23 protein-coding genes are annotated in these 26,917 nt (G+C 61.6%); 11 read left to right on the top strand and 12 right to left on the bottom strand.

Features of this window, described 5'->3' with window-relative positions; all coding sequences use genetic code 11:
• Window positions 1–56: 56 nt before the first annotated feature.
• The 4 genes from ACMWLG_RS06695 to ACMWLG_RS06680 all read left to right on the top strand — a co-directional run bounded on the left by ACMWLG_RS06695 (window position 57) and on the right by ACMWLG_RS06680 (window position 2,811).
• Entirely contained in the window at window positions 57–1,145 is a 1,089-nt protein-coding gene (locus ACMWLG_RS06695; RefSeq protein WP_045619762.1) for an oxidoreductase, read from the top strand.
• A gap of 57 nt (window positions 1,146–1,202) precedes the next feature.
• On the top strand, window positions 1,203–1,946 hold the full coding sequence (locus ACMWLG_RS06690) for an SDR family NAD(P)-dependent oxidoreductase (RefSeq protein WP_032661029.1): 744 nt from the start codon (window positions 1,203–1,205) through the stop codon (window positions 1,944–1,946).
• Between the two features lie 183 nt (window positions 1,947–2,129).
• Complete coding sequence (locus ACMWLG_RS06685; RefSeq protein WP_023310713.1) at window positions 2,130–2,435, top strand: type II toxin-antitoxin system RelE family toxin; 306 nt, start codon at window positions 2,130–2,132, stop codon at window positions 2,433–2,435.
• On the top strand, window positions 2,407–2,811 hold the full coding sequence (locus tag ACMWLG_RS06680; RefSeq protein WP_023310712.1) for a helix-turn-helix domain-containing protein: 405 nt from the start codon (window positions 2,407–2,409) through the stop codon (window positions 2,809–2,811). The genes ACMWLG_RS06685 and ACMWLG_RS06680 overlap by 29 nt, the downstream gene beginning before the upstream one ends.
• Here ACMWLG_RS06680 and ACMWLG_RS06675 read toward each other — a convergent pair.
• The 7 genes from ACMWLG_RS06675 to entC all read right to left on the bottom strand — a co-directional run bounded on the left by ACMWLG_RS06675 (window position 2,808) and on the right by entC (window position 10,184).
• Window positions 2,808–3,005, bottom strand: coding sequence for a YbdD/YjiX family protein (locus tag ACMWLG_RS06675; protein WP_006809671.1), 198 nt, complete (start codon window positions 3,003–3,005; stop codon window positions 2,808–2,810). The genes ACMWLG_RS06680 and ACMWLG_RS06675 overlap by 4 nt on opposite strands.
• 96 nt (window positions 3,006–3,101) lie before the next feature.
• Entirely contained in the window at window positions 3,102–5,207 is a 2,106-nt protein-coding gene (cstA, locus tag ACMWLG_RS06670) for a pyruvate/proton symporter CstA (RefSeq protein WP_023310711.1), read from the bottom strand.
• A 149-nt stretch (window positions 5,208–5,356) separates the two neighbouring features.
• Entirely contained in the window at window positions 5,357–5,770 is a 414-nt protein-coding gene (entH, locus tag ACMWLG_RS06665; protein ID WP_029740111.1) for a proofreading thioesterase EntH, read from the bottom strand.
• 1 nt (window position 5,771) lies between these two features.
• The gene (entA, locus tag ACMWLG_RS06660) at window positions 5,772–6,527 is read right to left on the bottom strand and encodes a 2,3-dihydro-2,3-dihydroxybenzoate dehydrogenase EntA (RefSeq protein WP_032668097.1); all 756 of its coding nucleotides are present in this window, start codon (window positions 6,525–6,527) and stop codon (window positions 5,772–5,774) included.
• On the bottom strand, window positions 6,524–7,378 hold the full coding sequence (locus ACMWLG_RS06655) for an isochorismatase (RefSeq protein WP_045402068.1): 855 nt from the start codon (window positions 7,376–7,378) through the stop codon (window positions 6,524–6,526). The genes entA and ACMWLG_RS06655 overlap by 4 nt, the downstream gene beginning before the upstream one ends.
• Window positions 7,379–7,388: 10 nt before the next feature.
• Entirely contained in the window at window positions 7,389–8,999 is a 1,611-nt protein-coding gene (entE, locus tag ACMWLG_RS06650) for a (2,3-dihydroxybenzoyl)adenylate synthase EntE (RefSeq protein ID WP_045402065.1), read from the bottom strand.
• Window positions 9,000–9,008: 9 nt separating this feature from the next.
• On the bottom strand, window positions 9,009–10,184 hold the full coding sequence (gene entC, locus ACMWLG_RS06645) for an isochorismate synthase EntC (protein ID WP_045402061.1): 1,176 nt from the start codon (window positions 10,182–10,184) through the stop codon (window positions 9,009–9,011).
• Window positions 10,185–10,372: 188 nt separating this feature from the next.
• On the opposite strand from entC, the gene fepB reads away from it, so the two are divergent.
• Window positions 10,373–11,332 (top strand): Fe2+-enterobactin ABC transporter substrate-binding protein, encoded by a 960-nt coding sequence (fepB, locus tag ACMWLG_RS06640; RefSeq protein WP_023310705.1) that lies wholly within the window; start codon window positions 10,373–10,375, stop codon window positions 11,330–11,332.
• Window positions 11,333–11,378: 46 nt separating this feature from the next.
• On the opposite strand, the gene entS is transcribed toward fepB, so the two are convergent.
• Window positions 11,379–12,626, bottom strand: coding sequence for an enterobactin transporter EntS (gene entS, locus ACMWLG_RS06635; protein ID WP_414762966.1), 1,248 nt, complete (start codon window positions 12,624–12,626; stop codon window positions 11,379–11,381).
• 108 nt (window positions 12,627–12,734) lie between these two features.
• Between entS and fepD the strand changes: the two genes are divergently transcribed.
• From fepD to fepC, 3 genes are read left to right on the top strand one after another with little or no spacing between them, the layout of a single operon-like run.
• A complete protein-coding gene (gene fepD / locus ACMWLG_RS06630) occupies window positions 12,735–13,739 on the top strand; it encodes a Fe(3+)-siderophore ABC transporter permease (protein WP_045402053.1) in 1,005 nt (334 codons plus the stop codon).
• A complete protein-coding gene (gene fepG, locus ACMWLG_RS06625; RefSeq protein ID WP_072254642.1) occupies window positions 13,739–14,728 on the top strand; it encodes an iron-enterobactin ABC transporter permease in 990 nt (329 codons plus the stop codon). The genes fepD and fepG overlap by 1 nt, the downstream gene beginning before the upstream one ends.
• Entirely contained in the window at window positions 14,725–15,525 is an 801-nt protein-coding gene (gene fepC, locus ACMWLG_RS06620) for an iron-enterobactin ABC transporter ATP-binding protein (protein WP_045356527.1), read from the top strand. The genes fepG and fepC overlap by 4 nt, the downstream gene beginning before the upstream one ends.
• An 88-nt stretch (window positions 15,526–15,613) precedes the next feature.
• On the opposite strand, the gene entF is transcribed toward fepC, so the two are convergent.
• From entF to fes, 3 genes are read right to left on the bottom strand one after another with little or no spacing between them, the layout of a single operon-like run.
• Window positions 15,614–19,471: an enterobactin non-ribosomal peptide synthetase EntF gene (entF, locus tag ACMWLG_RS06615; protein ID WP_045402046.1), complete on the bottom strand. Its 3,858-nt coding sequence runs from the start codon at window positions 19,469–19,471 to the stop codon at window positions 15,614–15,616.
• The gene (locus ACMWLG_RS06610) at window positions 19,468–19,680 is read right to left on the bottom strand and encodes an MbtH family protein (protein ID WP_045402044.1); all 213 of its coding nucleotides are present in this window, start codon (window positions 19,678–19,680) and stop codon (window positions 19,468–19,470) included. Before ACMWLG_RS06610 ends, entF begins: the two co-directional genes overlap by 4 nt.
• A 10-nt stretch (window positions 19,681–19,690) precedes the next feature.
• Window positions 19,691–20,887: an enterochelin esterase gene (gene fes, locus ACMWLG_RS06605; protein ID WP_414762965.1), complete on the bottom strand. Its 1,197-nt coding sequence runs from the start codon at window positions 20,885–20,887 to the stop codon at window positions 19,691–19,693.
• Between the two features lie 146 nt (window positions 20,888–21,033).
• Between fes and ACMWLG_RS06600 the strand changes: the two genes are divergently transcribed.
• Entirely contained in the window at window positions 21,034–23,283 is a 2,250-nt protein-coding gene (locus ACMWLG_RS06600) for a TonB-dependent siderophore receptor (protein ID WP_045402039.1), read from the top strand.
• Between the two features lie 109 nt (window positions 23,284–23,392).
• Window positions 23,393–24,049 carry an enterobactin synthase subunit EntD gene (gene entD, locus ACMWLG_RS06595; RefSeq protein WP_045402035.1) on the top strand — a complete coding sequence of 219 codons (657 nt, stop codon included), beginning with the start codon at window positions 23,393–23,395 and terminating at the stop codon, window positions 24,047–24,049.
• A 114-nt stretch (window positions 24,050–24,163) separates the two neighbouring features.
• Here entD and betT read toward each other — a convergent pair whose 3' ends face one another.
• Window positions 24,164–26,197 (bottom strand): choline BCCT transporter BetT, encoded by a 2,034-nt coding sequence (gene betT / locus ACMWLG_RS06590; RefSeq protein ID WP_029741651.1) that lies wholly within the window; start codon window positions 26,195–26,197, stop codon window positions 24,164–24,166.
• 128 nt (window positions 26,198–26,325) lie between these two features.
• Here betT and betI point away from each other — a divergent pair, with 128 nt between their 5' ends.
• On the top strand, window positions 26,326–26,913 hold the full coding sequence (betI, locus tag ACMWLG_RS06585) for a transcriptional regulator BetI (protein ID WP_032662864.1): 588 nt from the start codon (window positions 26,326–26,328) through the stop codon (window positions 26,911–26,913).
• Window positions 26,914–26,917 lie beyond the last annotated feature (4 nt).

Raw genomic sequence — 26,917 nt, 5'->3', positions numbered from 1 at the left:
CATCCGGATGTCCAGACATAACATCGGGTTAGCGCTTCCGCAAAAAGGACACCATCATGAGCAACACCGATATCCGCGTCGTGCCTGGCCCGGCGAACTACTTCTCTCATCCCGGAAGCCTTGCGCGGCTGGATAACTTCTTTACCCCGAAACAGCTTTCCCGCGCGGTGTGGATTTACGGCGAGCGCGCTATCGAAGGCGCGCGCCCTTTCCTGCCCGAGAGCTTTAACGCGCCAGGGGCGAAACGCCTGCTGTTTAAAGGCCACTGCAGCGAGCGCGACGTCACCCATCTGGTGAATGAATCCGGCAGCGACGCCAGCGTGGTGATTGGCGTCGGCGGCGGCGCGGTGATGGATACCGTCAAGGCCGTGGCGCGCCGCTTAGGGGTGCCGTTCGTGGGCATCCCCACCATTGCCGCCACCTGCGCGGCGTGGACCCCGCTCTCCGTCTGGTACAACGATGCCGGTCAGGCGCTGCATTTTGAGATCTTCGACGACGCCAACTTCCTGGTGCTGGTGGAGCCGCAGATCGTCCTTAACGCCCCGGCGGAGTATCTGCTGGCGGGCATCGGCGATACGCTGGCGAAGTGGTACGAAGCGGTGGTATTGGCACCTGAGCCGGAGAACCTGCCGCTGACCGTGCGGCTGGGCATCAACGGCGCGCTGGCGATCCGCGACGTGCTGCTGACGCGCAGCGAAGAGGCGCTGGCCGACCAGCAGCGCGGCGAACAGACGCAGGCGTTTCGGGACGTGGTCGATGCAATCATCGCCGGCGGCGGAATGGTTGGCGGCCTGGGCGAGCGCTACACCCGCGTGGCGGCGGCGCATGCGGTACACAACGGCTTAACCGTGCTGCCGCAGACGGAAAAATACCTGCACGGCACCAAGGTAGCCTACGGGATTCTGGTGCAGAGCGCCCTGCTCGGCCAGGACGACGTGCTGGCGCAGCTGGTCGCGGCGTACCAGCGTTTTAACCTGCCGACCACGCTGCGCGAGCTGGACGTCGACATCAATAACCGCGACGAGCTGGATCGGGTCATAGCCCACACCCTGCGCCCGGTGGAGTCGATTCACTATTTACCTGTTACGTTAACGCCTGACGTTCTGCGCGCCGCGTTTGAGAAAGTGGAATCCTTCAGCCGTTAATCGCCCCGACAGGCTATACCTAATGATGATTCTTACCACTCTCGTAAAGAGGTCATCATGCAGATCGATTTAACAGGTAAAAAGGCGCTGGTTACCGGTGCCAGCCGCGGGCTGGGTCGTGCGATTGCCCTGTCGCTGGCGCGCGCCGGTGCGGATGTGATTATTACGTATGAAAAATCTGCCGATAAAGCCCAGGCGGTCGCCGATGAGATTAAGGCGCTGGGGCGCCACAGCGAAGCCGTGCAGGCCGACAGCGCCAGCGCGCAGGCGATTCAGGATGCCGTCACCCATGCGGCGCGTTCACTTGGCGGGCTGGACATTCTGGTCAACAACGCCGGGATCGCGCGCGGCGGCCCGCTGGAGTCCATGACGCTGGCGGACATTGACGCCCTTATCAACGTCAATATTCGCGGCGTGGTGATCGCCATTCAGGAAGCGCTGGTGCACATGTCCGACGGCGGGCGCATTATCAACATCGGAAGCTGTCTGGCAAACCGCGTGGCGCAGCCGGGCATTGCCGTTTACTCGATGACCAAATCGGCGCTGAATTCCCTCACCCGCGGGCTGGCTCGTGATTTAGGGCCGCGCGGTATTACCGTTAACCTGGTGCACCCCGGCCCCACCAACAGCGATATGAACCCGGAAGACGGGGAACAGGCTGACTCTCAGCGTCAGCTTATTGCTTTGGGTCATTACGGTCAGCCGGAAGACGTCGCGGCGGCGGTCACGTTTCTTGCCAGCCCGGCGGCCGGGCAGATCTCCGGTACCGGCCTGGACGTGGACGGCGGTTTGAACGCCTGATCGCAATCTCCCTGCAAGCCTCTGTCGCCCGGCAGAGGCGTTTCCGAGCGCCCTCGACGGTTCGCGTTTTGCCGCTTTCTCCGGTTATTTCACCGCTCTACAGTATCCCATTAGAAATTCGGAATTTATCTAATAGCCTTATTATTTCCTTATATTTTGTGTGGGCGTACAGTGGAGGTACGGATGAAGATTGTCTGGTCAAATGGTGCAAAAAAGGCATTTTCCAGAATTGACGAGCGATATCAGCGTCGAATTGAGGTAAAGCTCTCCGAGCTGGATGACAGCTCGGCTCCCCGGCCCGATATCAAAAAAATATCGACGACAGAAAATCATTTCCGGCTTCGCGTAGGCGATTACCGCATCGTCTATACGCTTCGGGACGCTCCCGATGACCATTGTTATGTTTTGGCCGTTAAGCGCAGAACTTCAACGACTTACCTGCATGAGGAGAGTGCCAACTATGGCTGTACAGCTAATCAAGGACGATAATGGGAAAACGCAGTACGTCGTTATTCCCTATCACGAATATTTTCGTATGCTCTTACAGATGGCAGAAATTGACGACGAAACCGATGACGATCTGGAGGATATTGAAGTCGAACACGATAATCTGGATGACGTGGAATTGCCGGGAGAAGTATGCAGCATCATGACCTGGCAGAACGTCAGCCTGCAGGCCGCGTGGCGTATCCTGCGCGGCATGTCCCAGCAGGAGGTGGCGGAAAAACTCGGCATCACCCAGTCCGCCGTGTCGCAGCTGGAAGCGCTCGACTCCCGTCCGCAAAAGCGCACCCGTGAAAAGCTGGCGGCGATCTACGGCTGCAAGCAGGAACAGATCAGCCTCTATTTACCGAAAGAGGGTTAACAGCACTTCGCCCCGCCCTTGCCGCCGTAGCGGGCATCCTGGCGGTCGCGGAAAAATTCTTCGTAGGTCATGGGCGTCTGGTCCGGATGGTTAACGCGCATATGCTCGACGTAATTGTCGTAGTCCGGCACGCCAATCATCATTTTGGCGGCCTGGCCCAGGTACTTACCTGCTTTGGAAAGGGTGTCGAACATAATCAGTTTCTCGTTTGTTTCCGGCCCTCTCCCAAAGGGAAAGGCCGGAGAAGAAATGTGTGCCGGGTAAGGCGAAGCCGCCACCCGGCACACAGGTTAGTGCGCCCCTTTCGCCTGGGTCACAATCTCTTCCAGGTTTTCAGGCATCGGCTCGTACGGCGTCTCTTTCGCCGTTGGCTTATCGTTTTTCAACGCCGCCAGCGCGGTTTTCAGAGAATACAACGCCAGCACCACGACCACCACCATAAAGAAGATGGTCAGCCCGGCGTCCAGACGGTTGTTAAACACCAGCTGAGACAGCTGGGACTCGGTGTACTGCGCCGGGATCTTACCGCTGTCGATCATCGCCTGGAACTTGTTGGCGATCGCCAGGAAGCCCACCTTGTTGTCCGGGCTGAAGGCCTTCTGCCAGCCCGCCGTCAGGGTACAGATCAGCAGCCACGCGGTTGGCACCAGTGCCACCCACGCGTAACGCTGGCGCTTCATCTTGAACAGCACTACCGCGCAGAGCATCAGCGCCATACCCGCCAGCATCTGGTTGGCGATACCAAACAGCGGCCACAGGGTGTTAATCCCGCCCAGCGGATCAACCACGCCCTGGTGCAGGAAGTATCCCCACGCCAGCACGCACAGCGCCGTCGCCAGCAGGTTAGCCGGGAGCGAATCGGTACGCTTCAGGTTCGGGGAGATCACCCCCAGCAGGTCCTGCAGCATAAAGCGCGCCGCACGGGTTCCCGCATCCACCGCCGTCAGGATAAACAGCGCCTCGAACAGGATGGCGAAGTGATACCAGAACGACACGTCCATCAGCCCGCCCAGCGCGCCGTGCAGGATGTAGGCCATCCCCACTGCCAGCGTCGGCGCCCCGCCCGCACGGGAGATAATCGACTGCTCGCCCACTTCACTGGCGATGCTCGTCAACGTATCAGGGGTAATCGCAAAGCCCCAGCCGCTCACTACCTGCGCGGCGGACGCCACCACGTCAACGGTACCAGCCGGTGCCAGTACCGCCATCGGGCTGTTCATCGCGAAATACACGCCCGGGTCGATGATGCAGGCAGAGACCAGCGCCATGATGGCGACAAAGGATTCCATCAGCATGCCGCCGTAGCCGATCAGGCAGGCCTGATTTTCATTCGCCAGCATCTTCGGCGTGGTGCCGGAAGCGATCAGCGCGTGGAAGCCCGACACCGCGCCGCAGGCGATGGTGATAAACAGGAACGGGAAGAGGTTGCCGGTCCAGACCGGGCCGGTACCGTCGATGAATTTGGTTAACGCAGGCATGGTCAGGGTCGGGCGCATAATCAGAATGCCGATCGCTAGCCCGACGATGGTGCCGATTTTCAGGAACGTAGAGAGATAGTCACGCGGAGCCAGCAGCAGCCATACCGGCAGCACCGCCGCCACAAAGCCGTAGCCCACCAGCATCCAGGTCAGCTGGACGCCGGTAAAGTCGAAGAACGGCGCCCAGGTCGGGCTTTCCGCCACCCAGCCGCCGGAGATAATGGCGAACACCAGGAATACCAGGCCAATTACCGACACCTCACCAATGCGGCCCGGGCGCAGGTAGCGAATATAGATCCCCATAAACAGCGCCAGCGGAATGGTGAAGGCAACGGTATAGGTCCCCCACGGGCTGTGGGTCAGCGCTTTCACCACGATCATCGCCAGCACCGCGAGGATGATCACCATGATCATAAAGGTCGCCACCAGCGCAATTACCCCGGCGGTTGCCCCCATCTCCTCTTTCACCAGCTCACCCAACGAACGCCCGTCGCGGCGGGTCGAGACGAACAGCACCATAAAGTCCTGCACCGCGCCCGCCAGCACCACGCCCGCGAGGATCCAGATCATCCCCGGCAGGTAGCCCATCTGAGCCGCCAGCACCGGCCCCACCAGCGGACCCGCTCCGGCAATCGCCGCAAAATGGTGACCGAACAGCACTTTTTTGTCGGTCGGCACGTAGTCCAGCCCGTCGTTATGGCGGACGGCAGGCGTCATGCGCGTAGCGTCAACGGCCAGAACGTTCTTGGCGATATAGCGGCCATAAAAACGGTACGCGATCAGATAAATGCAGACGGAGGCGACGACGATCCAGAGCGCATTGATCTGTTCCCCCCGGTTGAGGGCGATATAGCCCAGGGCAAAGGCTCCCACAACGGAGAGCCCTGCCCATATAAGGTATTTCCCTGAGTTGTTCATAGTTGTTGTCCGTTGTTGTGAAACAGTGAGATGTTACATTTTGTTTCTAGAACAACCGGAAAAATTTAACAACTTTGAAACGCAATAATGCGTGGTCAAACCAGAGATTTACACCACAGTGTTAAGCCGATCACTTTGATCTGCCTGGCTTAGCCCAACACCATCGTGCTCAACCGACAGGTGCAGCACCGCCGCCCCTGCTCGTCGAATACCACAATCTCCCAGCTCTGGCTCGAACGCCCCAGATGCAGCGGCTGGCAAACGCCGCGCACTTTGCCGTGAGAGACCGCACGATGGTGCGTGGCGTTAAGCTCCGTCCCCACCACGCTCTGCCCGTCGCGGGTCATCAGAAAACCGGCCATCGACCCCAGCGTTTCCGCCAGCGCCGCCGACGCGCCGCCGTGCAGCAGGCCAAACGGCTGATGGGTGCGCGCATCCACCGGCATCTCCGCTTCCAGCGTGTCGTCACCGATACGGGTATAGACAATGCCGAGATGCGCCACCAGCGTATTCAGGCTGGTTGCGTTCAGCTCCTCGAGCGGTAAATGACGTTTCCAGATCATCTTACGCTCCCAGCGTGGAGCCGCCGTCCACCACGATATCCTGCAGGGTGATATGGCTGGCGGCATCGGATGCAAGGAACAGCACCGTGCTGGCTATCTCCTGCGGACGAGCTATTTTGCCCAGCGGAATGCCAAGCTTGAACTGCTCGCCAAAGCCGCGAATACGCTGCTGCTCCGCGTCGTCGCTTTTCCACAGGGTGCGCTGCATATCGGTGTCCGTTGAGCCCGGCGACACCAGGTTACAGCGCACGCCGCTGCCCGCCAGCTCCAGCCCGACGGTCATAGCCAGGCTTTTCAGCGCCGCCTTCGACGCGCCATAGGCGCTCATGCCGATGCGCGGCGTGTGCGCCGCGTCGGACGCCACGGTGACTATCGCCCCGCCCTGCTGACGGCGGAACTGGCCCATCGTCTGCTGGAACAGGTTGAACGCGCCGCCGACGTTAACCGCGAAGGTCTGCTGCCAGTCCTCCTGCGAAAGCTGGTCCGTCGCCCCCATGCGCAGAATGCCCGCCGCGTTGACCAGCACGTCCAGCCGTTCAAGCGACGCCAGCGCGCGCCCGCACACCTCATGCACCTGCGCGGCATCCGCCACGTCCAGGGTTTCAGTGGCGAACGGATAATCGCCCAGCGGAAACGCCAGATCGAAGCCGGTCACCCGTGCGCCCGCCTCCACAAACGCCAGCGCCGTCGCGTAGCCAATCCCCTTACCCGCGCCCGTCACCCAGACGGTTTTACCGGTGAAATCCAGACCCATCACTTCACCTCGCGGGAGAGCAGCGCCCACCAGGCGTCGATTGTGGGATTTTTTGCCAGCATCACGAAGTCGATATCGCCGTGCACTTTGCGCCAGCGGGCGGCCAGCGCCATCATGCGCATCGAGTCCAGGCCGTAGTCGATCAGGTTTTCGTCATCCATCGGCTCGTCGGACTCGTCCAGCAGCGGCAGGATCAGCTCGCGCAGCGCGGCTTTGGTCGCCGGAACGGAAGGCAGCAGCTCGTTGGTCATCACTACGCGGCCCGAGCGCCCTGCTACGTAGTTCAGCGACATCAGATGCTCGTCGCGGGTGAAATCCGCCAGCGCGTCGGCGATAAAGAACGGCTTGATGTCGCGCATAAAGGCATCGGTGGCGGTGGTCATGCAGCCGATGTGGGCGTAGACGCCGGTAATCAGCAGCTGGTTGCGGCCCGTCTCTTTCAGCATCTGCTCCAGCGGCGAGCGGTGAAACGCGCTGTAGCGCCACTTCACCAGCACCGTGTCCGCTTCGTCCGGGGTCAGTTCACTTACAATGCGCTGCTGCTCCGGTGAGCGGGTCAGGCCTGGCCCCCACATGTCGTTCAGCAGGGCGCGGTCTTCGTCGCTCTGCTCTTTCGGCTGGGCGGTGTAGTAGACGGGAATATTGTGCGCTTTGCAGTAAGCGCGCAGTCTGGCGATATTCGCCACCACCTGCTGCATCATCGCGCTGTTTTCGCCCCAGAAGTTCAGGAAATACTCCTGCATATCGTGGATTAGCAGCGCGGCGCACTCAGGCTCGAACGCCCAGTTCACCTTGTTGGCCGGCAGATCTGCGGCGGTCGGCAGCGCGTAAGCGGTTAATTTTGGAATGGCCATACTCTGTTCCTCAGCCCCGGGCGCGTTCAGCAAGCCACAGGCGCAACTGTTTCTTATCGACTTTACCGACCGGCGTTAGCGGGAGCGCATCCACGCTCTCCACGCGGTCCGGCAGCTTGAATTCGGCAACGCCCTGCTCGCGCAGGAAGCGGCGCACCTCGACCGCGCGCAGGGGCTGTTTCACCACCAGATACGCGCAGCTTTTTTCGCCCAGCAGGCTGTCCTCCATGCTCACCAGCGCGGCGTGGATCACCGACTCGTGGCGCAACAGCAGGTTTTCAATCTCTTCGGCGGCGATCTTCTCGCCGCCGCGGTTGATCTGATCTTTCTCGCGCCCCTGCACGGTGATGTAGCCCTGCTCGTCAATGGCAATCAGATCGCCGGAGCAGTAAAAGCCGTCGGCGTCAAAGGCGCTGGCGTTGTGTTCCGGGCTGTTGAAATAGCCGCGGAAGGTATACGGCCCGCGCGTCATCAGACGCCCAACCTCACCGCGCGGCAGCGGGTTTCCGTTCTCGTCCGCCACCCAAACTTCGTCGTCCGGGCACATCGGGCGGCCCTGGGTGTTGATGATGCGTTCCGGCGCGTCGTCGAGCGCGGTGTAGTTCACCAGCCCTTCCGCCATGCCGAACACCTGTTGAAGCTGGCAGCCGATTTCCGCCGGAATGCGCGCCGCGAGCGTGGCGGAGAGACGTGCGCCCCCCACCTGCAGCAGCCTGAGGGATTTAAGCTGCGCGCTTCCCGCGCCGTCGGCAATCGCCTGCAGCCAGAGGCTCACCGCCGGAGGAACCAGCGAGGTGACGTTAATCTGATGCCGTTCAATCAGCGGGAAGCAGAGCGTGGCGCTCGGATCGTTCGCCAGCACCACGCATCCGCCCGCGGTGAAGACGCCTAACGATCCCGGCGAACTCATGGCGTAGTTATGCGCCGCGGGCAGCGCGTTCAGGTAACGCGTATCGGCGGTGATGCCGCAAATCTCGTTGCTGCGGCGAATGCTGTAGTCGTAATCGTTGTGCGTGCGCGGGATCAGCTTCGGCGTGCCGGTGCTACCGCCTGAGAGCTGGAAAAATGCCACTTCGTCGGCGGGCGTCGGGTTCGGGATGAAGTTGTCCGCCGGACGCGCAATCGCCGCTTCCAGGACATGTTCACCCTTATCGCCGCGCAGGAGCACGACGCGAACCGAGCGGTGCACATCCACAAAGGTGTTGAGAAAATCGTCACCCGCAAACAGCGCGTGCTCGCGATCGGCAATCAGCACGGTGGGTTTGATCTGCTCCGCGTAGGCGTTCAGCTCGCTGCGCTGATGGCTAAAGAGCGCGTTCACCGGCGCGACGCCAATTTGCAGCAGCGCGAAGAAGGTGATGTAGAACTCGGCCACGTTGCCGAGCTGTACCAGCGCGGTCTCACCGCGGTGAAGTCCCTGTGCCTGAAGAGCGGACGCCAGGTTATTCACCGCCTGATTAAACGCGCGGTAGGTGATGTGCCGCTTGCCGTCGATGATCGCCACGGCATCGCTGTCCGCGCGATCCGTCAGGATGTGGGTCAGCGGCAGATCCTGCCAGTAGCCTTTTTCACGGTAGCGGCGGGCGAATTCCTCAGGCCAGCGGGTAAAGGGAATAGTCATGAGCGTTCCTTAGTGCAGGCCAAACACGTTAAGCATGGTGGAGAGCTTCACGCCCGTCTCGCGCCACTCGCCCACCGGCGAGGAGGCCGGCACAATGCCCGCGCCGGCAAACAGGCGAACGGTGTTTTTATGCAGACGCGCGCAGCGGATGGTCACCACCCACTCGCCGTTGCCTTCGCTGTCGCACCAGCCGACGATGCCGCCGAACAGCTCGCGGTCGAACGGCTCCAGCTCGGCAATCAGCTCTTTTGCCGCCTGATGCGGGAAGCCGCTCAGGGCCGGGGTCGGGTGCAGCAGGCAGGCCAGCGTCAGGGCGTTTTCGTTGTCACGCGCGTCACCTTCAACCGGCGTCGCCAAATGCCACAGCGTCGGCGTGGTGATGAGCTGCGGGGAAGACGGCATGCTCAGGTGGTGGCTGCGCGGTGCCAGAATGGCCTTCATCGCCTGGGTTACGAGATCGTGCTCGTGACGGTCTTTTTCGGAGGCGAGCAGCTTATTGCCCGCTTCGCGATCCAATACGTCGTCCGGCTGGCGGCGCGCGGAGCCTGCCAGCGGCAGCGAGCTAAAGTGCGCGCCCTCTTTACGCAGCAGCAGTTCCGGGCTGGCTCCGAGCAGCACGCCGCCGTCCTCCAGCGGAACGTGGAAGTTAAAGCTCGCCGGGTTCTGGGCGATCAGCCGCTCCATCAGCGCACCGCTATCCATGTTTTTATCGGTGGCGATATCAATCAGGCGCGACAGCACTACCTTATTCACCTGCGGCGTGGCGGTGAGCGACGCGGCGCGCGCGACCATCTCTTCGAACACGGGCTGAGCGGGGATCTCGGTGCGCTGTTCCACCTTCAGCGCCTGCGCGCCGGAGAAATAGCGTGCGGACTGCTGACGTGCCGGACGGGAAAAGGTCTGCCAGCGCTGAGGAATAAACAGAGAAGATGGCTTGCGGGTATCGAACGGAATAGCCCCTACCATCACCGGATGAGCGATGCCGTTAGCTTTCGCATTCCGGAAGGCCTGGGCTAATTTTTGCTGGAAGTGCCCCGCCGGATCGTCGCCGCCGACGGCGGGTTCAGAGAAGCGGGCAAAACAGCCTGAGGTAGTAAAACTGCGGTAAGGCGACATAAAGAAAAAGCTGTCTGATTGCAGCGTGGTCGCGGTGTGCTGAACTTCCTCAGCCAGGGACGTGTCCATATCATCCTCCTTAAAATGATAAAAGAAGCAATAATGATTATCATTTATATTTTCGTCGGCTGACCTAATCCCACATCGCTTCGCTGTCAACCGTCGGACAAATAACTTATGCGACAAAAGCTTGCATCCCTTCGCGGCAACCATGAAAATGAGAAGCATTATCTTCAACAAAAACAGGATGTCGCGCTGTGAAATTCCCTGCCCTATTCCGTAATACCCTGCTTTTATCTGGACTTTTTGTTTTAGGACTTGCCTCAGCCGCTGCCGCCGACTGGCCGCGTCAGGTGACCGACAGCCGAGGCGTTCACACGCTTGAGAGCAAACCGACGCGCATTGTCTCCACCAGCGTGACCTTAACCGGCTCCCTGCTGGCGATTGACGCCCCGGTCGTCGCCAGCGGCGCCACCACGCCGAACAATCGCGTGGCGGATGCGCAGGGCTTTTTGCGCCAGTGGGGTGATATTGCGAAACAGCGCAAGGTTGCACGGCTGTACATCGGCGAGCCGAGCGCCGAAGCGGTCGCCGCCCAGATGCCGGACCTGATTTTGATCAGCGCTACCGGCGGGGATTCCGCACTGGCGCTGTACGATCAGCTCTCAGCTATCGCGCCGACGCTTATCATCAACTACGACGACAAAAGCTGGCAGGCACTGCTGACCCTACTGGGCACCATTACCGGGCAGGAAAAACAGGCCGTAGAGCGCATTGCCGCCTTTGATAAACAGCTCGCGCAGGTGAAAGAGCAGATGAAGCTGCCGCCGCAGCCTGTCAACGCCATCGTCTATACCGCCGCCGCGCACAGCGCCAACCTGTGGACTGCGGAATCGGCGCAGGGCAAGCTGCTGCACCAGCTGGGCTTTACGCTGGCGGAGCTGCCCGCCGGACTGCACACCTCAAAAAGCCAGGGCAAACGCCACGACATCATTCAGTTGGGAGGGGAAAACCTGGCGACGGGGCTGAACGGCGAAGGGCTGTTTGTGTTTGCCGGCGACCAGAAAGACGTGGATGCGATTTACGCCAACCCGCTGCTGGCGCATTTGCCGTCGGTGAAAAACAAACGGGTCTGGGCATTGGGAACGGAGACGTTCCGCCTGGATTATTACAGCGCGATGTTGGTGTTAGACCGATTGAATGCATTGTTTAAGTAGGCATTTCCCCTCCCTCTCCCTGTGGGAGAGGGCCAGGGTGAGGGCATCAGGCCGCCCCGTCGTTCAACACAACCTCCTGCCTGAACCGCCGCAACTCCACCAGCGCCACTAACAAAATCCCGCCAACCATCGCTAACGCAAACCCGCCGCAGCTCGCCGAGGCCACCGGGGTCATCATCGCGCCCAGCCCGCCGAGGATCGCCGCGCCAATCGCATCACCCGTCACGTTCTGCGCCGTCCACAGGCCGTTAATGCGCCCGAGCATCCCTTCCGGCGTCTGGGTCTGGATCAGGGTGTACTGCAGCAGCGAGCTGATGGCGCTCAGCCAGCCGAAAATCACCAGACACAGCACCCCGAGAGCCCACACCGGCATCAGGCTGAAGAAGCCGATGGCGATAAACGAGGCCAGCGTGGCAAGCAGCATAATCAACCCCGGACGCGCGCTCTGCGCCAGGTTGCCGCTGGTCAGCGCCCCGCACGCCGCGCCGAGCGGAATGGCGGCGTACAGTAGACCAATCTCCGAGGCGCTCATCTGCCACGCTCCCGCTAATGCCGGGTAGAGCACGCGCACGGCGCTCGCCATGGTCAGCAGGCCGCCGAGCAGCGCAATCCCGCCAATCAGCGGGTTGCTGAACAGGAAACGAATCGCGACCATCAGCGATTTCAGCGGATGCTCGCGCGGCTGCGGCGGAGGCGGCAGCAGCGGCAGACGCAGCAGCGTCAGCGTGGTGATAAAGGTTCCCGCCGCCGCCAGCCCGTAGTTCCACGCCACGTTGCCGGTCGCCAGCAGCAGGCCGCCCACCATCGGCGAAATCACCGAGCCCAGACGCACGGTGAGCATGGTAATCGCCCCCGCCTGCATCAGGTTCTCGCGCCCGACCAGCGCGGGCGTTGCCGCAAGAAGCGCCGTCACGCCCAGCGAGGCGAAGAAACCGTCCCACAGCCCCAGCGCGTAAATCGCAATCAGCGACGGCTCCGGCAGCATCGCGTTCAGACACAGCCCGATAAAGCCCACGCCGCAGGTGCCGCGCGCCAGCAGGATCAGCTTTTTACGCTCGTAGCGGTCCGCCAGCACGCCGCCGACCATCAGGCCGATGAACATCGCCCCGCCGGCTAAGGTGACGGATAACCCCACCAGCCAGCTGGAGTGCGTCAGGGTCTGGATCTGTACCGGCACGGCGACGCCGAGCAGCCCGAGGGACAAAATGGAGATAAAGCGAGCGATAAAAACGGCGCGATACGCCGGGTGCGTTTTCAGCAGGCTGAGGTTGAGCAGCCAGGATTTTTGATTCATGACAAAGCCTTGAGTCTATTTCTACCCTTTCCATGGGCGCACATGCTAACATAGCCAAATAAGATAGATAACGATAATCACTATCATTATCAAATCATGGATGTTGCTATGTCGTTTTCCTCTTCTGCGGTGCGCGCCGTTGCCGTGCCCGTTTTACTGCTGCTCCTGAGCCTTGCGGCTGCACTCAGCCTGCTGGTCGGCGCGAAGCCGCTGCCCGCGTCCGTTATCGTTGATGCGCTCTCCGGCACCTGCCAGAGCGCCGACTGCGTCATCGTGCTCGACGCCCGACTGCCCCGCACGCTTGCCGGACTGCTGGCCGGTGGCGCGCTGGGCCTTGCCGGTGCCCTGATGCAAACCCTCACCCGTAACCCGCTGGCGGACCCCGGCATTCTCGGCGTTAACTCCGGCGCCAGCTTTGCCATCGTGCTCGGCGCGGCGCTGTTCGGGTTGACCTCACCCTCTGAACAGCTGGTGATGGCCTTCTGCGGCGCGCTGGCCGCCTCGCTGGTCGTCGCCTTTACCGGCAGCCAGGGCGGCGGGCAGCTGAGTCCGGTCCGCCTGACGCTTGCGGGCGTGGCGCTCGCGGCGGTGCTGGAGGGCTTGTCTAACGGCATCGCCCTGCTCAACCCGGACGTCTACGACCAGCTGCGCTTCTGGCAGGCCGGCTCGCTGGATATCCGCACCCTTGAAACCCTAAAAGTGGTGGCGATCCCGGTCATTATCGCTGCCGCCGTGGCGCTGTTTTTAAGCCGGTCGCTCAACAGCCTGAGCCTTGGCAGCGACACCGCGACCGCTCTCGGCAACCGCGTCGCGCGCACGCAGCTGATTGGTCTGTTCGCCATCACCGTACTGTGCGGCAGCGCGACCGCCGTGGTCGGCCCGATCGCCTTTATCGGCCTGATGATGCCGCACATGGCGCGCTGGCTGGTGGGGGCGGATCACCGCTGGTCGCTGCCGGTGACGCTGCTGGCGACCCCTGTCCTGCTGCTGTTTGCCGACGTGCTGGGCCGCCTGCTGGTGCCCGGCGAGCTGCGCGTCTCGGTGGTTAGCGCCTTTATCGGCGCGCCGGTGCTGATCTTCCTGGTTCGCCGTAAACGCGGAGGTGGCGCATGATGGCCCCGTCCCGTCGTTTACTGACCAGCGTCTCGCTGCTGCTTATCGCCATTCTGCTGCTGGCGGTCTGGAGCCTGCGCAGCGGCGCGGTGACGCTCGACTTTACTCAGGTCTTCAACGCCCTGCTCGGCATCGCGCCGCGTAACATCACCATGGTGGTGACGGAGTGGCGACTGCCGCGCGTGGCGATGGCGATTCTGGTCGGTGCGGCGCTCGGCGTGAGCGGCGCAATATTCCAGTCGCTGATGCGCAACCCGCTGGGCAGCCCGGACGTGATGGGCCTCAACACCGGCGCCTGGAGCGGCGTGCTGGTGGCGATGGTGCTGTTCGGGCAACATCTGACGGCCATTACCTTTACGGCGATGGCGGGCGGCATTCTGACCTCGCTGCTTATCTGGGCCCTGGCCTGGCGCAACGGCATTGACACCTTCCGGCTGATCATTATCGGGATCGGCATCCGCGCGATGCTGATGGCGTTTAACACCTGGCTTTTGTTGCAGGCTTCTCTGGAAACCGCACTCTCCGCCGGGCTGTGGTATGCAGGCTCCCTCAACGGCCTGACGTGGGGCAAAATCTGGCCCGCCGCGCCGCTGATTTTGCTGATGTTTATCGGCGCGCTGCTGCTGGTGCGCCGTATGCGTCTGCTGGAGATGGGCGACGATAGCGCCTGCGCGCTGGGCGTGGGCGTCGAACGCTCGCGCCTGATGCTGATGCTGGTCGCCGTACTGCTGACCGCCGCCTCCACCGCGATTGCCGGGCCAATCTCGTTTATCGCCCTCGTAGCGCCGCACATCGCCCGGCGACTTAGCGGCACGGCGCGCTGGGGATTAACCCAGGCGGCGCTGTGCGGCGCGCTGCTGCTACTGGCCGCCGATCTCTGCGCCCAGCGGCTGTTTATGCCTTATCAACTGCCGGTGGGCGTGGTGACCGTCAGTCTCGGCGGAATTTACCTCATCGTCTTGCTCGTTCAGGAGTCACGCAGGAAATGACAGACACAACCACCCGCTTGCGCGGCGAAAACCTCACCCTCGGCTACGGCAAAAAAATCATTGCCCGTGACTTATCCGTTGCCATTCCGGACGGCCACTTCACGGCCATTATCGGCCCGAACGGCTGCGGAAAATCGACCCTGCTGCGCACGCTGAGCCGCCTGATGACGCCGGCTGAAGGCAGCGTGTTTCTTGACGGGGAGCAGATCCAGCGCTTCGCCAGCAAGGAGGTGGCCAGACGCATCGGTCTGCTGGCGCAAAACGCCACCACGCCGGGCGACATCACGGTGCAGGAGCTGGTCTCGCGCGGACGCTATCCGCACCAGCCGCTATTTACCCGCTGGCGTAAAGAGGATGACGAGGCGGTGAACCGCGCGATGCAGGCGACGGGTATTACCGGGCTCGCCCAGCAGAGCGTGGACACCCTCTCCGGCGGACAGCGTCAGCGCGCGTGGATCGCGATGGTGCTGGCGCAGGAAACGTCGATCATGCTGCTGGACGAGCCGACGACCTGGCTCGACATCAGCCATCAGATTGACCTGCTGGAGCTGCTGAGCGAGCTGAACCGCACGCAGGGGTATACCCTGGCGGCGGTGCTGCACGACTTAAACCAGGCGTGCCGCTACGCCACGCATTTGATTGCGCTTCGCGACGGTGAGATCGTGGCGCAGGGCGCGCCGAAAGAGATTGTGACGCCGGAGCTGATCGAGCGGATCTACGGCATGCGCTGCATGATTATTGACGATCCGGTGGCGGGTACACCGCTGGTGGTGCCGCTTGGAAAGCGTGCGGTCTGATGCCCTCACCCCGGCCCTCTCCCACAGGGAGAGGGAGCAAAGCATCCCCTCGCCCCGTTGGGGAGAGGGTTAGGGTGAGGGGAAATCACTACCCCAATATCTCCCTCAACACCGGCCCTATCTTCTCAAACGCCTGCGGTGAAATGATGTCCACGTGGGCGCAGTCCTGGCTGTACACCTCAAGCTCCGCCACCCACGGCGCCCAGGCGACCTGCGGATCCATCGTTCGCGTCCGCTCGGCGACGAACAGCGTCGCTTTGCCATCAAAGCGCGCGCTGTGCGCCGTGGTGAGCAGCCGCACCGCGTCGGCGTAGTTGCCCTCTATAGCGTTAAACAGCTCGCTGGAGCCCTGTCCCTGCTGGGCAGCAATAAACGCCTGACGCTCGCGCTCGATCTCCGCCAGCACTTCCGGGTCAAGGCCGTTGGCCTCTTTCTCCGACCAGTTCTGGGTTTCCGGCGGCCAGGTGTCCAGCAGGCCGAGGAAGGCCACCGCTTCTCCCTGCTCGCGCAGACGGGAGGCAATACCCTGCGCCAGCGTGCCGCCGAGGGAATAGCCGAACAGATAATATGGCCCCCGCAGCTGCTGCTTACGCAACGTATTAAGATGATGCTCAATGACCCCATCCAGATCAGCGCACTGCTGCATCGGACCGTCCGGACGCGGCGACTGAATGCCGACAATGGACCAGCGCGGGCTGAGGTAGCGCGCCAGGACGCTAAACTGCCAGGCAAAGCCGGACGCCGGGTGGAAGCAGAACAGCGTCGGCCCGTCGCTTTCGCGCAGCGGCAGAAGGGTTTCATACCCCAGACGCTGCGCCTGCTCGTCGTTCATCTGCGAGTCCAGCAGCGCGCTGAGCTTGCTCACCGAGGAGGCGACCATAATCTGCCCCGGCGTAACCTTGCGCTCGAACGCGCGGCTAAGCTGCGCCGCCAGGCGCATCGCCAGCAGCGAGTGTCCGCCGAGGGCAAAGAAGTCGGTCTCAATGTCGTTGACCTCGCAGCCCAGCAGCGCGGAAAATGCCTGCGCGACGGCGATTTCGGATTCGCTTTCCGGCACGCGGCCAGAGGTTTTACTCGTCAACTCCGGCAGCGGCAGCGCCTTGCGATCCAGCTTGCCGTTCGCGCTGAGCGGCAGCGCGCTGATTTGCAGCAGCACCACCGGCACCATGTGCGGCGGCAGCTGGGCTTTGAGCGACGCCAGCAGCGCGTCGCGGTCCAGCGGTAAGCCGGATTCGGAGACGACGTATCCCACCAGCTGGCGGGCATCCCCGCCGGTGGCCGCCGCCTGGTTGAACACGCAGGCGTGGGCGACGGCCTGGGCCACGTCCGGCAGCGACAGCATCGCCCGGTCGATTTCGCCCAGCTCGATGCGCTGGCCGCGAATTTTTAACTGGTCATCGCTGCGGCCGAGATATTCCACCGCGCCGTTGTCCAGCCAGCGGGCAACGTCGCCGGTGCGGTACATCCGCTCGCCGGGGGCAAACGGGTCGGCAATAAAGCGGCTGGCGGTGAGGTCCGGACGTCCCAGATACCCCTGCGCCAGCTGAATGCCGGTGAGATACAGATCGCCCGCCACGCCGAACGGCACCGGGCGCATCATCGCGTCCAGAATGCGCAGTCCCGTATTCCACACCGGGAAGCCGATCGGCACGCTGTTGCCCTCAACCGCCGCCAGCTCGGGGCCATACGCCGGATACCAGCTGACGTCCACCGCCGCTTCGGTTGGGCCATACAGGTTGTGCAGCGGCGCATGGGTGAGCTGCTCCCACTCGCGGCACAGCTCGGTCGGCAGCGCTTCGCCGCTGCAGAACACCTGCTTAAGCGTTCTGCAGCAGTCGACGTTTTCCGGCGTCAGCGAGGCGACAAACGCCGCCAGCATCGACGGCACGAAGTGGGTGGTGGTCACGCCGTGCCGTGCGAAGAAGCTCTGCATCGCCTGCGGATCTCGGTGCGCGTCCGGCTCTGCCATCACCAGCTTCGCCCCGGCGATAAAGGGCCACCAGAACTCCCATACCGACACGTCAAAGCTGCACGGCGTTTTCTGCGCCACCACGTCCGTCGCGTCCAGCGGGTAGTGGTCCTGCATCCACTTCAGGCGGTTAACGATGGCGGTATGGCCGACCATGACCCCTTTTGGACGCCCGGTCGAGCCGGAGGTAAAGATGATGTAGGCCGTCTGCTCCGGCTTGGCCAGCCGCAGCGGTTCAGCACCCGCGGCCGGTAACAGTGTGTTGTAACTAAACGTCTCGACGGACAGATCGCTAAATCGCGGAAGCTGTTCGTCAGTGGTAATAAGCAGGGACGGCTTCGCGTCCTCGAGCATCATCCGCAGACGATCGTCCGGGTAGCCGGTATCCAGTGGCAGCCACGCGGCACCAGCCTCGACGATGCCGTGCAGCGCCAGCGTCAGGAACACCGAGCGCGGCAGAGCCACCGCCACGCTGTCGCCCGGCTTCACGCCGCGCTCGCGCAGCAGGTTTGCCAGCGCGATGACCTGCTCGCGCATCTGGCGATAGTTCAGCTCAACGCGCGCATCCGCCAGCGCCGGGGCGTCCGGCGTTTTGCTCGCCTGCTCCGCCACCAGATCCGCCAGCGTGGTGGCCGGCAGCGCCAGCCCGGTATCGTTGATGCGCGCAAGCATCTGGTATTCCTGCTCTGAAACGGTTTCCACCTCGCCGCAGCGCAGGTCCGGGTTGGCCGCAAACTGCATCAGCATCGCGTTCAGGCGCGCAACGTGACGCGTCAGCGTCGCCTCGTCGTAGCGCTGCTTACTGGCGAGGATCTCAATGCTCAGCCCACCCTGCTCGTCCGGGAACAGCGCCAGCTCGAGATCGTTTACCGGGCCGGTCGCCAGCGTGTGGGTGATGGCCTCCACGCCGTCGATATCCAGCTGATAATCAAACACCTTCACGTTCAGCACCGGGCCAAACAGGGCTTCGTCGCCTGCGGCACGCCCGCTGTCGCGCACGATCTGCTCGGCGTCGTAGCGCTGGTGGCGGCGCATTTTTTTCAGCTGGTTGGCCAGGCGCAGCGCCAGCTCCGGCAGGCTCTCCTGCGGGTTGATATTCACCGCCAGCGGCAGGACGTTGAGCACCGGCCCGGTCGCGGTCAGCGCGGCGGAGCACATTCGTCGCATAAAGATAAACCCGGCGGCGTAGTCCAGCCGTCCGGTCAGGCGCCCCAGCCACAGCGCCACCAGCGCAAGGGCCAGATCGGTACGCTGCGCCTGTCCTGCCGCCTGCGCAAGCTGGCTGAAGGCGCGACCGTCGGCAGCGATTTTCAGGCGCAGGATATCGGTAGTAGCGGCGCGTCCCGGCAGCGGTGCGGAAGAGAGCGAGACCGGAGAAGGAAGCTGCCTGCGCTGCTCGGCCCAGAAAGCGCCGTCGCGCTGATACGCCTCGCTGTCGCGATAGTGCTGATACTCCTCCACCACTTCGGCAAATGGCGTAAACGGGGAGTCAGGAGTCGGTTCATCCTTTTTCCACGCGGCGTAAATCGCGGCGATCTGGCGGGTAATGGCCGGGAAGCTGAAGCCATCCACCACCAGATGGTGATAGCGCTGATACCAGTACCAGTGGCTTTCCCCCACCTGAATCAGCTGGTGAAACGCCAGCGGCTGACCGCTGTCGACGCGCAGGTTCTGGCGGAGATCGGCCTCCATCAGCGCCACGGCAGCGTCGTGAGAGGTAACGCGAACGATGGACGGCTCCGGCAGAATGAGGGTGTCATCCACCCACTGCCACACCTCGCCGTTATCCTCGGCAAAACGCATTCGCAGGGTATCGGCCTGCATCATGCCCTCAGCGATGGCTTTTGCCAGCAATGGCGCGTCGATATCGCCTTTCAGCTCGGTGTAGTGCGCCACGCTCCAGGCGTTTGGCAGGTAGGACAGCTGTTCCGCCATCCAGATACCCGGCTGGGCGGCGACGAGAGGAAGCCGTTTCATGCGCTCCCCTCCGCAAAATGGGACGGTTCAAGCGTGCGCCAGTTCCCGGCGAGCCACTGCTGGCACGCCTCCTGAGACTGGGCCTCGCACACCACGCGCCACCCCGCCGGCAGTTCGCACTGCTGCGGCCACAGGCTGTACTGCCCACGGTCGTTTTGCAAAATGGCGAACTGTCCCTGCGGATTATCGAAAGGATTGCTGAATTCCATACAGACTCCGTTATTGAATAAGCGGCTGCCAGAGGGTCATTAGCCCCTGCGTCAGCCCACCGCGCCAGCAAAGCGCGTCGTGTCCGCCGTCAACCTGACGCCAGTAAACCTGCTGCGCGCGGAGTTCGGCGTAAATCGCCTGGTTCGCGCGGAAGATAAGCGGCTCGTTACGCCCGGCCTCAAGGATGATGCGCAGCCCGCGTGCGGTTTTTTCACCCGCTTTAAGCTGTTCGATGAGCAGCCCGTCCTGCTGCCCGCCGCGGTGCGGCCACCAGTAGGATCCGGACTGGCTGAGGATGCAGCCAAAGCGCTGCGGCCAGTTGAGGCCAGCATAAAGCGAAGAGAGGCCGCCAAAGCTCTGGCCCGCGACCACGGTACGGTCGGCGCGGTCGCTGAAGGACGCGAGCTGTTTTACATGAGGGAGAAGTTCTTCCTGCACCGCCAGCCAGAAATCGCGGTTACAGGGCAATTCGCGGCTGCGATGTTCCATGTCGATCGCGTCAATTAATACGTAGACCGCAGGGGGCAGTTGGCGCCCGGTGGTGAGCGACGCCAGCGCAGGCCAGACGGGCATACTTTCGGCCCAGAACTGCCCGTCGAGCAGCACCGCCAGCGGGCGCTCGGGGCCGTCATCCCCGGTGGTGAAAATCCAGACGCGACGGCGGTTTTTCAGGCGCGCGCTTTCCCATTCAATGCAGATCGGCGCCTTGAAGGGCGTTTTGGGCTGATTCCAGCCGGGCTGAACGGGCGCGTCCGGCATCTCAAGCGCCGAGACGGCATGACCGCGCCCGCCGCGCCAGCTCTGCGGATTCAGCGGGTCGGAAACCGCGTGCGGCAGCAGCCTGCGCCAGCCTTCTCGCAGCGCCATGCGGTTCGGCTGCTGGCCTTCAAACACGGTATCGGCAAAATCGTTTTCATTTACGGAGGGGATAAAACAGTAGCTGCCGCGCCATTCCGGGCTGAACTCGCCCTGCCACTGCCAGACGTCGGTATCCGGAATGCGTTCAAGAGATTGCGGGTGGGCATTCTGATGATGGTCGGTCACGCCGGTAACGTAGAGCCAGACGCGTTTGACCGATGAGGTTTTCTGCGTGCCTGCCGGATCCCGCCACCAGAAGGTGACGCGACAGTTCTCCTTCAGACGTTCCCATTCAGGTCCGTTTTTCGACTGCCACCACGCTTCACTTCCGGTTGTTAACGTCGTCACCCTTATAACCCCATGTTTAACAGACTTTTTTGTTTTAGAGCAAATTTTATTGATAATATTATTGATAACTATTTGCATTTGCAATAGCGTAATGCCCGCGCTGTGGGAAGCGCGCTCATTAAATAACCATAAAAGCGGGACGTACAATGAATAAGAAGATTCACTCTCTGGCCTTGCTGGTCAATTTAGGGATTTATGGTGTCGCGCTGCCCGCCGTGGCAGACGACAACACCGCCTCTGCGCAGCACGAAGACACTATGGTGATCACCGCCGCCGAGCAGAATTTACAGGCGCCGGGCGTGTCGACCATCACCGCCGACGAGATCCGCAAAAACCCGCCCGCGCGCGACGTGGCGGAAATCATCCGCACCATGCCGGGCGTTAACCTCACCGGGAACTCCACCAGCGGCCAGCGTGGAAACAACCGTCAGATTGACATTCGCGGCATGGGGCCGGAAAACACCCTGATCCTGATCGACGGCAAGCCGGTCACCAGCCGCAACTCTATTCGTCTGGGCTGGCGCGGCGAGCGTGACACCCGCGGCGATACCGGCTGGGTGCCGCCGGAGATGATCGAGCGCATCGAAGTGATCCGCGGTCCGGCCGCCGCGCGCTACGGCAACGGCGCGGCAGGCGGCGTGGTGAACATCATCACCAAAAAATTCGACGACCAGTGGCACGGCTCCTGGAACACCTACCTGAACGCGCCAGAGCACAAGGACGAAGGTTCCACCAAACGCACCAACTTCAGCCTGAGCGGCCCGCTGGGCGGCGATTTCAGCTTCCGCATGTTCGGTAACCTGGACAAAACCCAGGCCGACGCGTGGGACATCAACCAGGGTCACCAGTCTGACCGAACCGGTGCCTACGCCGACACGCTGCCCGCGGGCCGTGAAGGGGTGGAAAATAAAGACATCAACGGCGTGGTGCGCTGGGACTTTGCGCCGATGCAGTCTCTGGAATTTGAGGCGGGCTACAGCCGCCAGAACAACCTCTACGCCGGTGATACCCAGAATACCAACAACGACAACAGCTCCAGCGGTCTGGTGAAAAAGAACTACGGCAAAGAGACCAACCGTATCTATCGCCAGAACTTCGCGGTAACCTGGAACGGCGGCTGGGATAACGGCATTACCACCAGCAACTGGGCGCAGTACGAGCACACCCGCAACTCCCGCCTGGGCGAAGGTCTGGCGGGCGGTACGGAAGGCTTGTTCAACAGCAATAAATTCACCGACACCGACCTGGCCGACGTGATGCTGCACAGCGAGATCAACCTGCCGATTGATTTCCTCGTCAACCAGAACCTGACGCTGGGCACCGAGTGGAACCAGCAGCGCATGAAGGACTCCACCTCCTTCACGCAAACCCTGCAGGGTGGCACCATTCCGGGCATGACAAACGACCGCAGCCCGTACACCTCGGCGGAGATTTTCTCCCTGTTCGCTGAAAACAACATGGAGCTGACCGATAGCACCATGCTGACCCCTGCCCTGCGCTTCGATCACCACACCATCGTCGGCAATAACTGGAGCCCGTCCCTGAACCTGTCGCAAGGTCTGGGGGATGACTTCACGCTGAAGATGGGGATCGCGCGCGCCTATAAAGCGCCGAGCCTGTACCAGACCAACCCGAACTACCTGCTCTACAGCAAAGGCCAGGGCTGCTACGCCAGCTCGGACGGCGTGGGCTGCTACATGATGGGCAACGATGACCTGAAAGCCGAAACCAGCATCAACAAAGAGATTGGTCTGGAGTGGAAGCGCGACGGCTGGCTGGCGGGCGTGACCTGGTTCCGCAACGACTATCGCGACAAGATTGAAGCGGGCTACGCGCCGATCGGTCATACCTCTTCCGGCAAAGTGCAGACGGATATCTACCAGTGGGAAAACGTACCGAAGGCGGTGGTCGAGGGGCTGGAAGGCTCCCTGAACGTACCGGTCAGCGACACCATTAACTGGACCAACAATATTACATACATGCTGCAGAGCAAGAACAAGGAGACCGGCGATCGTCTGTCGATTATTCCGGAGTACACGCTGAACTCGACCCTGAGCTGGCAGGTTCATCAGGACGTGTCGCTCCAGTCGACCTTTACCTGGTACGGCAAGCAGCAGCCGAAGAAGTACAACTACAAAGGTCAGCCGGTGACCGGGTCTGAGAAAGACGAAGTCAGCCCGTACAGCATCGTTGGCCTGAGCGCGACCTGGGATATGACTAAAAACGTTAGCCTGACCGGCGGCGTGGATAACGTCTTTGACAAGCGCCAGTGGCGCGCAGGTAATGCCCAGACGACCGGAAATGCCACCACCGGTGCGTATATGTACGGTGCGGGAGCGTATACGTATAATGAGCCGGGCCGTACCTGGTACATGAGCGTGAATACGCGCTTCTAAGATAAAAACAAAACGGCAACCCAGTTGCCGTTTTTAGTGTTTGCCCCCTCTCCCCATGGGAGAGGGCCGGGGTGAGGGCATCAGGCCGCACAATTCTGAAGGGAAAAACATGCACACAACCCACACCACGTTCATTCTTGCCGGCCACACCGTCCACCACGTCACCTTCGCCCCCACCACCTTCACCGATGCCGATCTCCTCTGGCTCCCCCACCACGCAGAGCTTTCAAACGCCGGAAGCAAACGCAAAGCTGAGCATCTGGCAGGCCGCATCGCCGCCGCGCATGCGCTCGGTGCGATACATGAACGCGCGATCCCCGGCATCGGCCCCAGCGGCGAACCGCTCTGGCCGAAAGGGGTTTCGGGGAGCATTACCCACAGCGGCACGCAGGCGATGGCGGTTGTCGTCCCTCATCCAGATGCGCTCGTAGGTATTGATTGCGAAGCCATTCTTCCAGACCACGAAGCCCGCGAAATCCAGGACGGCATCATTGATGCGCAGGAGGCGATATGCCTGACGCACTCGTGCTACCCCTTTGCGCTGGCGCTGACGCTCGCTTTTAGCGCCAAAGAGAGTTTGTTTAAAGCCCTCTTCCCGAAGGTAAATACTTACATGGGGTTTGAGTGGGCGAGAGTCACTGAGTTATCGGAAAAAACAATCACGCTGGCGCATTCGCACCCTGCTGGAGACTATCCTGAAGGTAAACGCTTCAACCTCGTCTGGCAGCATAATGATGGGAACGTGTGGACGCTGCTAAAAGTCTGATGGCGCTGCGCTTATCAGGCCTACGGTAAACCGATTTTGTAGGCCGGGTAAGGCATCGCCGCCACCCGGCTTGAGGGCGACGGCGATGCGTTTATAGGTTATTCAGCTCAAATCTCAAACATCCGGGAACATCACGCTATTCCCCGGCGCTTCCCTGTGCAGATGGATAAAGTTCAGGTGCCGTTCATACTGGTCCAGAATGTCCGTAATCACCTGCTCCTTGCTGTAGTCCATCAAATCATTCCCCTGGCTCCCTTCCAGCAGGAAGGTCTCAAGCCGGTAGTAGGTCGATTTCCCGCTGCGCGCCCGGTAGGTAAACCCGGGTACTGAATACTGCTGCGGCCAGATCTGATAAACAAAGTTCTGCTCGTCGCCCATGTGCACCAGCAGATCCAGGTGCCCCAGGGTCTCTCCCTCCTCCGGCGGCAGGTTTTTCAGCTCCACGTAGGCGCCACGCAGCTTCAGCTCCTGCGCAACCTCTTCCATTGCCGGGAAGCAGACCGTCTCCATCATCTGTTTGGTGTAGCGCGTGCCCGGATAGTTCATCAGGCGCGAGAGGCGTTTCTTCCAGCTCAGCCTGTCCTGCGCGCCCATCGGACGCGGCGCGGTGTCGCGACTCGCGCTGACGCGGCGGTAGTCTTCCACCTTGAGCGATTTATACAGCCCGGCCATCACGAAGAAGATGACGAAGCTGAACGGCAGGCCCATGATCACCGTGGTGTTCTGCAACGCCGAAATGCCGTTGGTCATCAGCATGCCGAGCGTCAGCAGGCCGATGGCGACGGACCAGAAGATGCGCAGCCAGTTCGGCGCGTCGCTGTTGATGTCCTTCAGCTTCGAGGTGAAGTTGCCCAGCACCAGCGCGCCGGAATCTGCCGAGGTGACGTAGAACAGCAGGCCGGTGATGGTCGCCACGGAGGCGCTAAAGGTAAACGCCGGGTACTGCGCCAGCAGGCTGTAGAAGCCGCGCTCCGGGTGCGCCATCGCTTCCTGCGCGAAGGTTGCATTGCCGTGGATGATCTCATGCAGCGCGCTGTTGCCGAAAATCGACAGCCACAGCAGGGTAAAGGTGAACGGGATAATCAGCGTGCCCATCACGAACTGGCGGATGGTGCGGCCACGCGAAATACGCGCCAGAAACAGGCCGACAAACGGCGACCACGCCACCCACCACGCCCAGAAGAACAGCGTCCAGTTGTTCATCCACTCTACCGGGCGGTCGAAGGCGAAGCTGTTCAGCGTCATGCCCATAAAGCGGTTTACGTAGTCGCCCACGTTGAGCACTAAGGCATTGAGCAGGAACGAGGTATCGCCCATAAACAGCACGAACAGGATCAGGCCCAGCGCCAGCGCCACGTTCAGCTCGGAGAGCACGCGGATGCCTTTATCGACGCCCGACGTCACCGAGATGGTGGCGATAATGACGGAGAGCGCAATCAGCGCCGCTTTGGCCGCCATCGAATCCGGGATATCAAACAGCACGCTCAGCCCGTAGTTGAGCTGCACCACGCCAATCCCGAGGGTCGTCGCGATACCAAAGATGGTGCCGATCACCGCCGCAATATCGACGCTGTGGCCAATCGGGCCGTTAATCTTTTTACCGAAGATCGGGTACAGCGCGGAGCGGATGGTGAGAGGTAAATTATAACGATAGCTAAAGTATCCGAGCGCCATGCCCATCAGGGCGTACATCGACCAGCCCGTCAGGCCGTAGTGGAACAGCGTCCAGACCATCGCCTGGCGCGCGGCCTCCATCGTCTGCCCTGCCCCTTCCGGCGGCTGCATATACTGCGTAACCGGTTCCGCCACGGAGAAGAACATCAGGTCGATGCCGATGCCCGCGGCAAACAGCATCGCGGCCCAGCTCAGCAGGCTGAACTCGGGCTTGGACTGCTCAGGCCCGAGCTTCACCGAGCCGAAGCGCGAGCAGGCAATGCAGACCACGAAGACGATATAGAGCGTCGCGGCCAGCAGATAGTACCAGCCGAAGGTCTTCGACACCCAGTTCAGGGTGCGCCCAATCCACTCGGCCGAAAAATCACGAAAGAAGATCGTCGTCAGGGAAAACAACAAAATCAGCCCGGCGGAAGTATAAAAAACGACCGGGTTGATTTTGTCTTTTTCTCTGTCCTGTGAAAGGTCTGTCATCCAGTATCCCCACTGTTTTTGTAACTATTAAAAACCAAATCCGCAACAATTAAGACACATTTTATATTGAACGTCCAATCAAAAACCGCTTTAATGTATAACCAACGCTGATGAATGGAGTGGCAACAATGCCCAAAGTGGGGATGCAGCCGATCCGGCGCAGGCAGCTGATCGACGCCACGCTGGAAGCAATAAATGAAGTGGGAATGCATGACGCGACGATCGCGCAGATCGCCCGTCGGGCGGGCGTTTCCACGGGGATCATCAGTCACTACTTCAAAGACAAAAACGGTCTGCTGGAAGCGACCATGCGCGACATCACCGGCCAGCTGCGCGACGCGGTTTTGAGCCGCTTACGCGCCCTGCCGGACGGCAGCGCGGAGCAGCGCCTGCAGGCAATTGTCGGCGGCAATTTTGATGAAACCCAGACCAGCGGCGCGGCAATGAAGGCCTGGCTGGCCTTCTGGGCGAGCAGCATGCACCAGCCGATGCTCTACCGCCTGCAGCAGGTGAGCAGCCGTCGTTTGTTGTCAAACCTGGTGTACGAGTTCCGCCGTGAGCTGCCGCGCGAGCAGGCCGAAGAGGCGGGCTACGGCCTGGCGGCGCTGATCGACGGGCTGTGGCTACGCGCCGCGCTGAGCGGCAAGCCGCTGGATAAGACCCTGGCGCAGTCGCTCACCAGCCACTTCATCAGCCAGCATTTACCGACCGAATAACCGA

The sequence above is a fragment of the Enterobacter sp. 01-M-02-SI-ECC genome, from assembly GCF_047530595.1.
Classification (GTDB): Bacteria; Pseudomonadota; Gammaproteobacteria; order Enterobacterales; family Enterobacteriaceae; genus Enterobacter; species Enterobacter cloacae_M.
The sequence above is the reverse complement of the archived record's forward strand: the minus strand, read 5'-3'. Positions and strand labels throughout refer to the sequence as shown.

Excerpts from the sequence above, each read along its gene's own strand:
- entE (WP_045402065.1), bottom strand. The coding sequence starts at position 8,999 with ATGACTATTCCCTTTACCCGCTGGCCTGAGGAATTCGCCCGCCGCTAC.
- ACMWLG_RS06690 (WP_032661029.1), top strand. The coding sequence starts at position 1,203 with ATGCAGATCGATTTAACAGGTAAAAAGGCGCTGGTTACCGGTGCCAGC.
- ACMWLG_RS06685 (WP_023310713.1), top strand. The coding sequence starts at position 2,130 with ATGAAGATTGTCTGGTCAAATGGTGCAAAAAAGGCATTTTCCAGAATT.
- fepG (WP_072254642.1), top strand. The coding sequence starts at position 13,739 with ATGGCCCCGTCCCGTCGTTTACTGACCAGCGTCTCGCTGCTGCTTATC.
- entD (WP_045402035.1), top strand. The coding sequence starts at position 23,393 with ATGCACACAACCCACACCACGTTCATTCTTGCCGGCCACACCGTCCAC.
- betI (WP_032662864.1), top strand. The coding sequence starts at position 26,326 with ATGCCCAAAGTGGGGATGCAGCCGATCCGGCGCAGGCAGCTGATCGAC.
- ACMWLG_RS06675 (WP_006809671.1), bottom strand. The coding sequence starts at position 3,005 with ATGTTCGACACCCTTTCCAAAGCAGGTAAGTACCTGGGCCAGGCCGCC.
- ACMWLG_RS06610 (WP_045402044.1), bottom strand. The coding sequence starts at position 19,680 with ATGGAATTCAGCAATCCTTTCGATAATCCGCAGGGACAGTTCGCCATT.
- cstA (WP_023310711.1), bottom strand. The coding sequence starts at position 5,207 with ATGAACAACTCAGGGAAATACCTTATATGGGCAGGGCTCTCCGTTGTG.
- entH (WP_029740111.1), bottom strand. The coding sequence starts at position 5,770 with ATGATCTGGAAACGTCATTTACCGCTCGAGGAGCTGAACGCAACCAGC.
- ACMWLG_RS06680 (WP_023310712.1), top strand. The coding sequence starts at position 2,407 with ATGGCTGTACAGCTAATCAAGGACGATAATGGGAAAACGCAGTACGTC.
- fepC (WP_045356527.1), top strand. The coding sequence starts at position 14,725 with ATGACAGACACAACCACCCGCTTGCGCGGCGAAAACCTCACCCTCGGC.
- entS (WP_414762966.1), bottom strand. The coding sequence starts at position 12,626 with ATGAATCAAAAATCCTGGCTGCTCAACCTCAGCCTGCTGAAAACGCAC.
- fepD (WP_045402053.1), top strand. The coding sequence starts at position 12,735 with ATGTCGTTTTCCTCTTCTGCGGTGCGCGCCGTTGCCGTGCCCGTTTTA.
- entC (WP_045402061.1), bottom strand. The coding sequence starts at position 10,184 with ATGGACACGTCCCTGGCTGAGGAAGTTCAGCACACCGCGACCACGCTG.
- ACMWLG_RS06600 (WP_045402039.1), top strand. The coding sequence starts at position 21,034 with ATGAATAAGAAGATTCACTCTCTGGCCTTGCTGGTCAATTTAGGGATT.
- ACMWLG_RS06655 (WP_045402068.1), bottom strand. The coding sequence starts at position 7,378 with ATGGCCATTCCAAAATTAACCGCTTACGCGCTGCCGACCGCCGCAGAT.
- ACMWLG_RS06695 (WP_045619762.1), top strand. The coding sequence starts at position 57 with ATGAGCAACACCGATATCCGCGTCGTGCCTGGCCCGGCGAACTACTTC.
- betT (WP_029741651.1), bottom strand. The coding sequence starts at position 26,197 with ATGACAGACCTTTCACAGGACAGAGAAAAAGACAAAATCAACCCGGTC.
- entF (WP_045402046.1), bottom strand. The coding sequence starts at position 19,471 with ATGAAACGGCTTCCTCTCGTCGCCGCCCAGCCGGGTATCTGGATGGCG.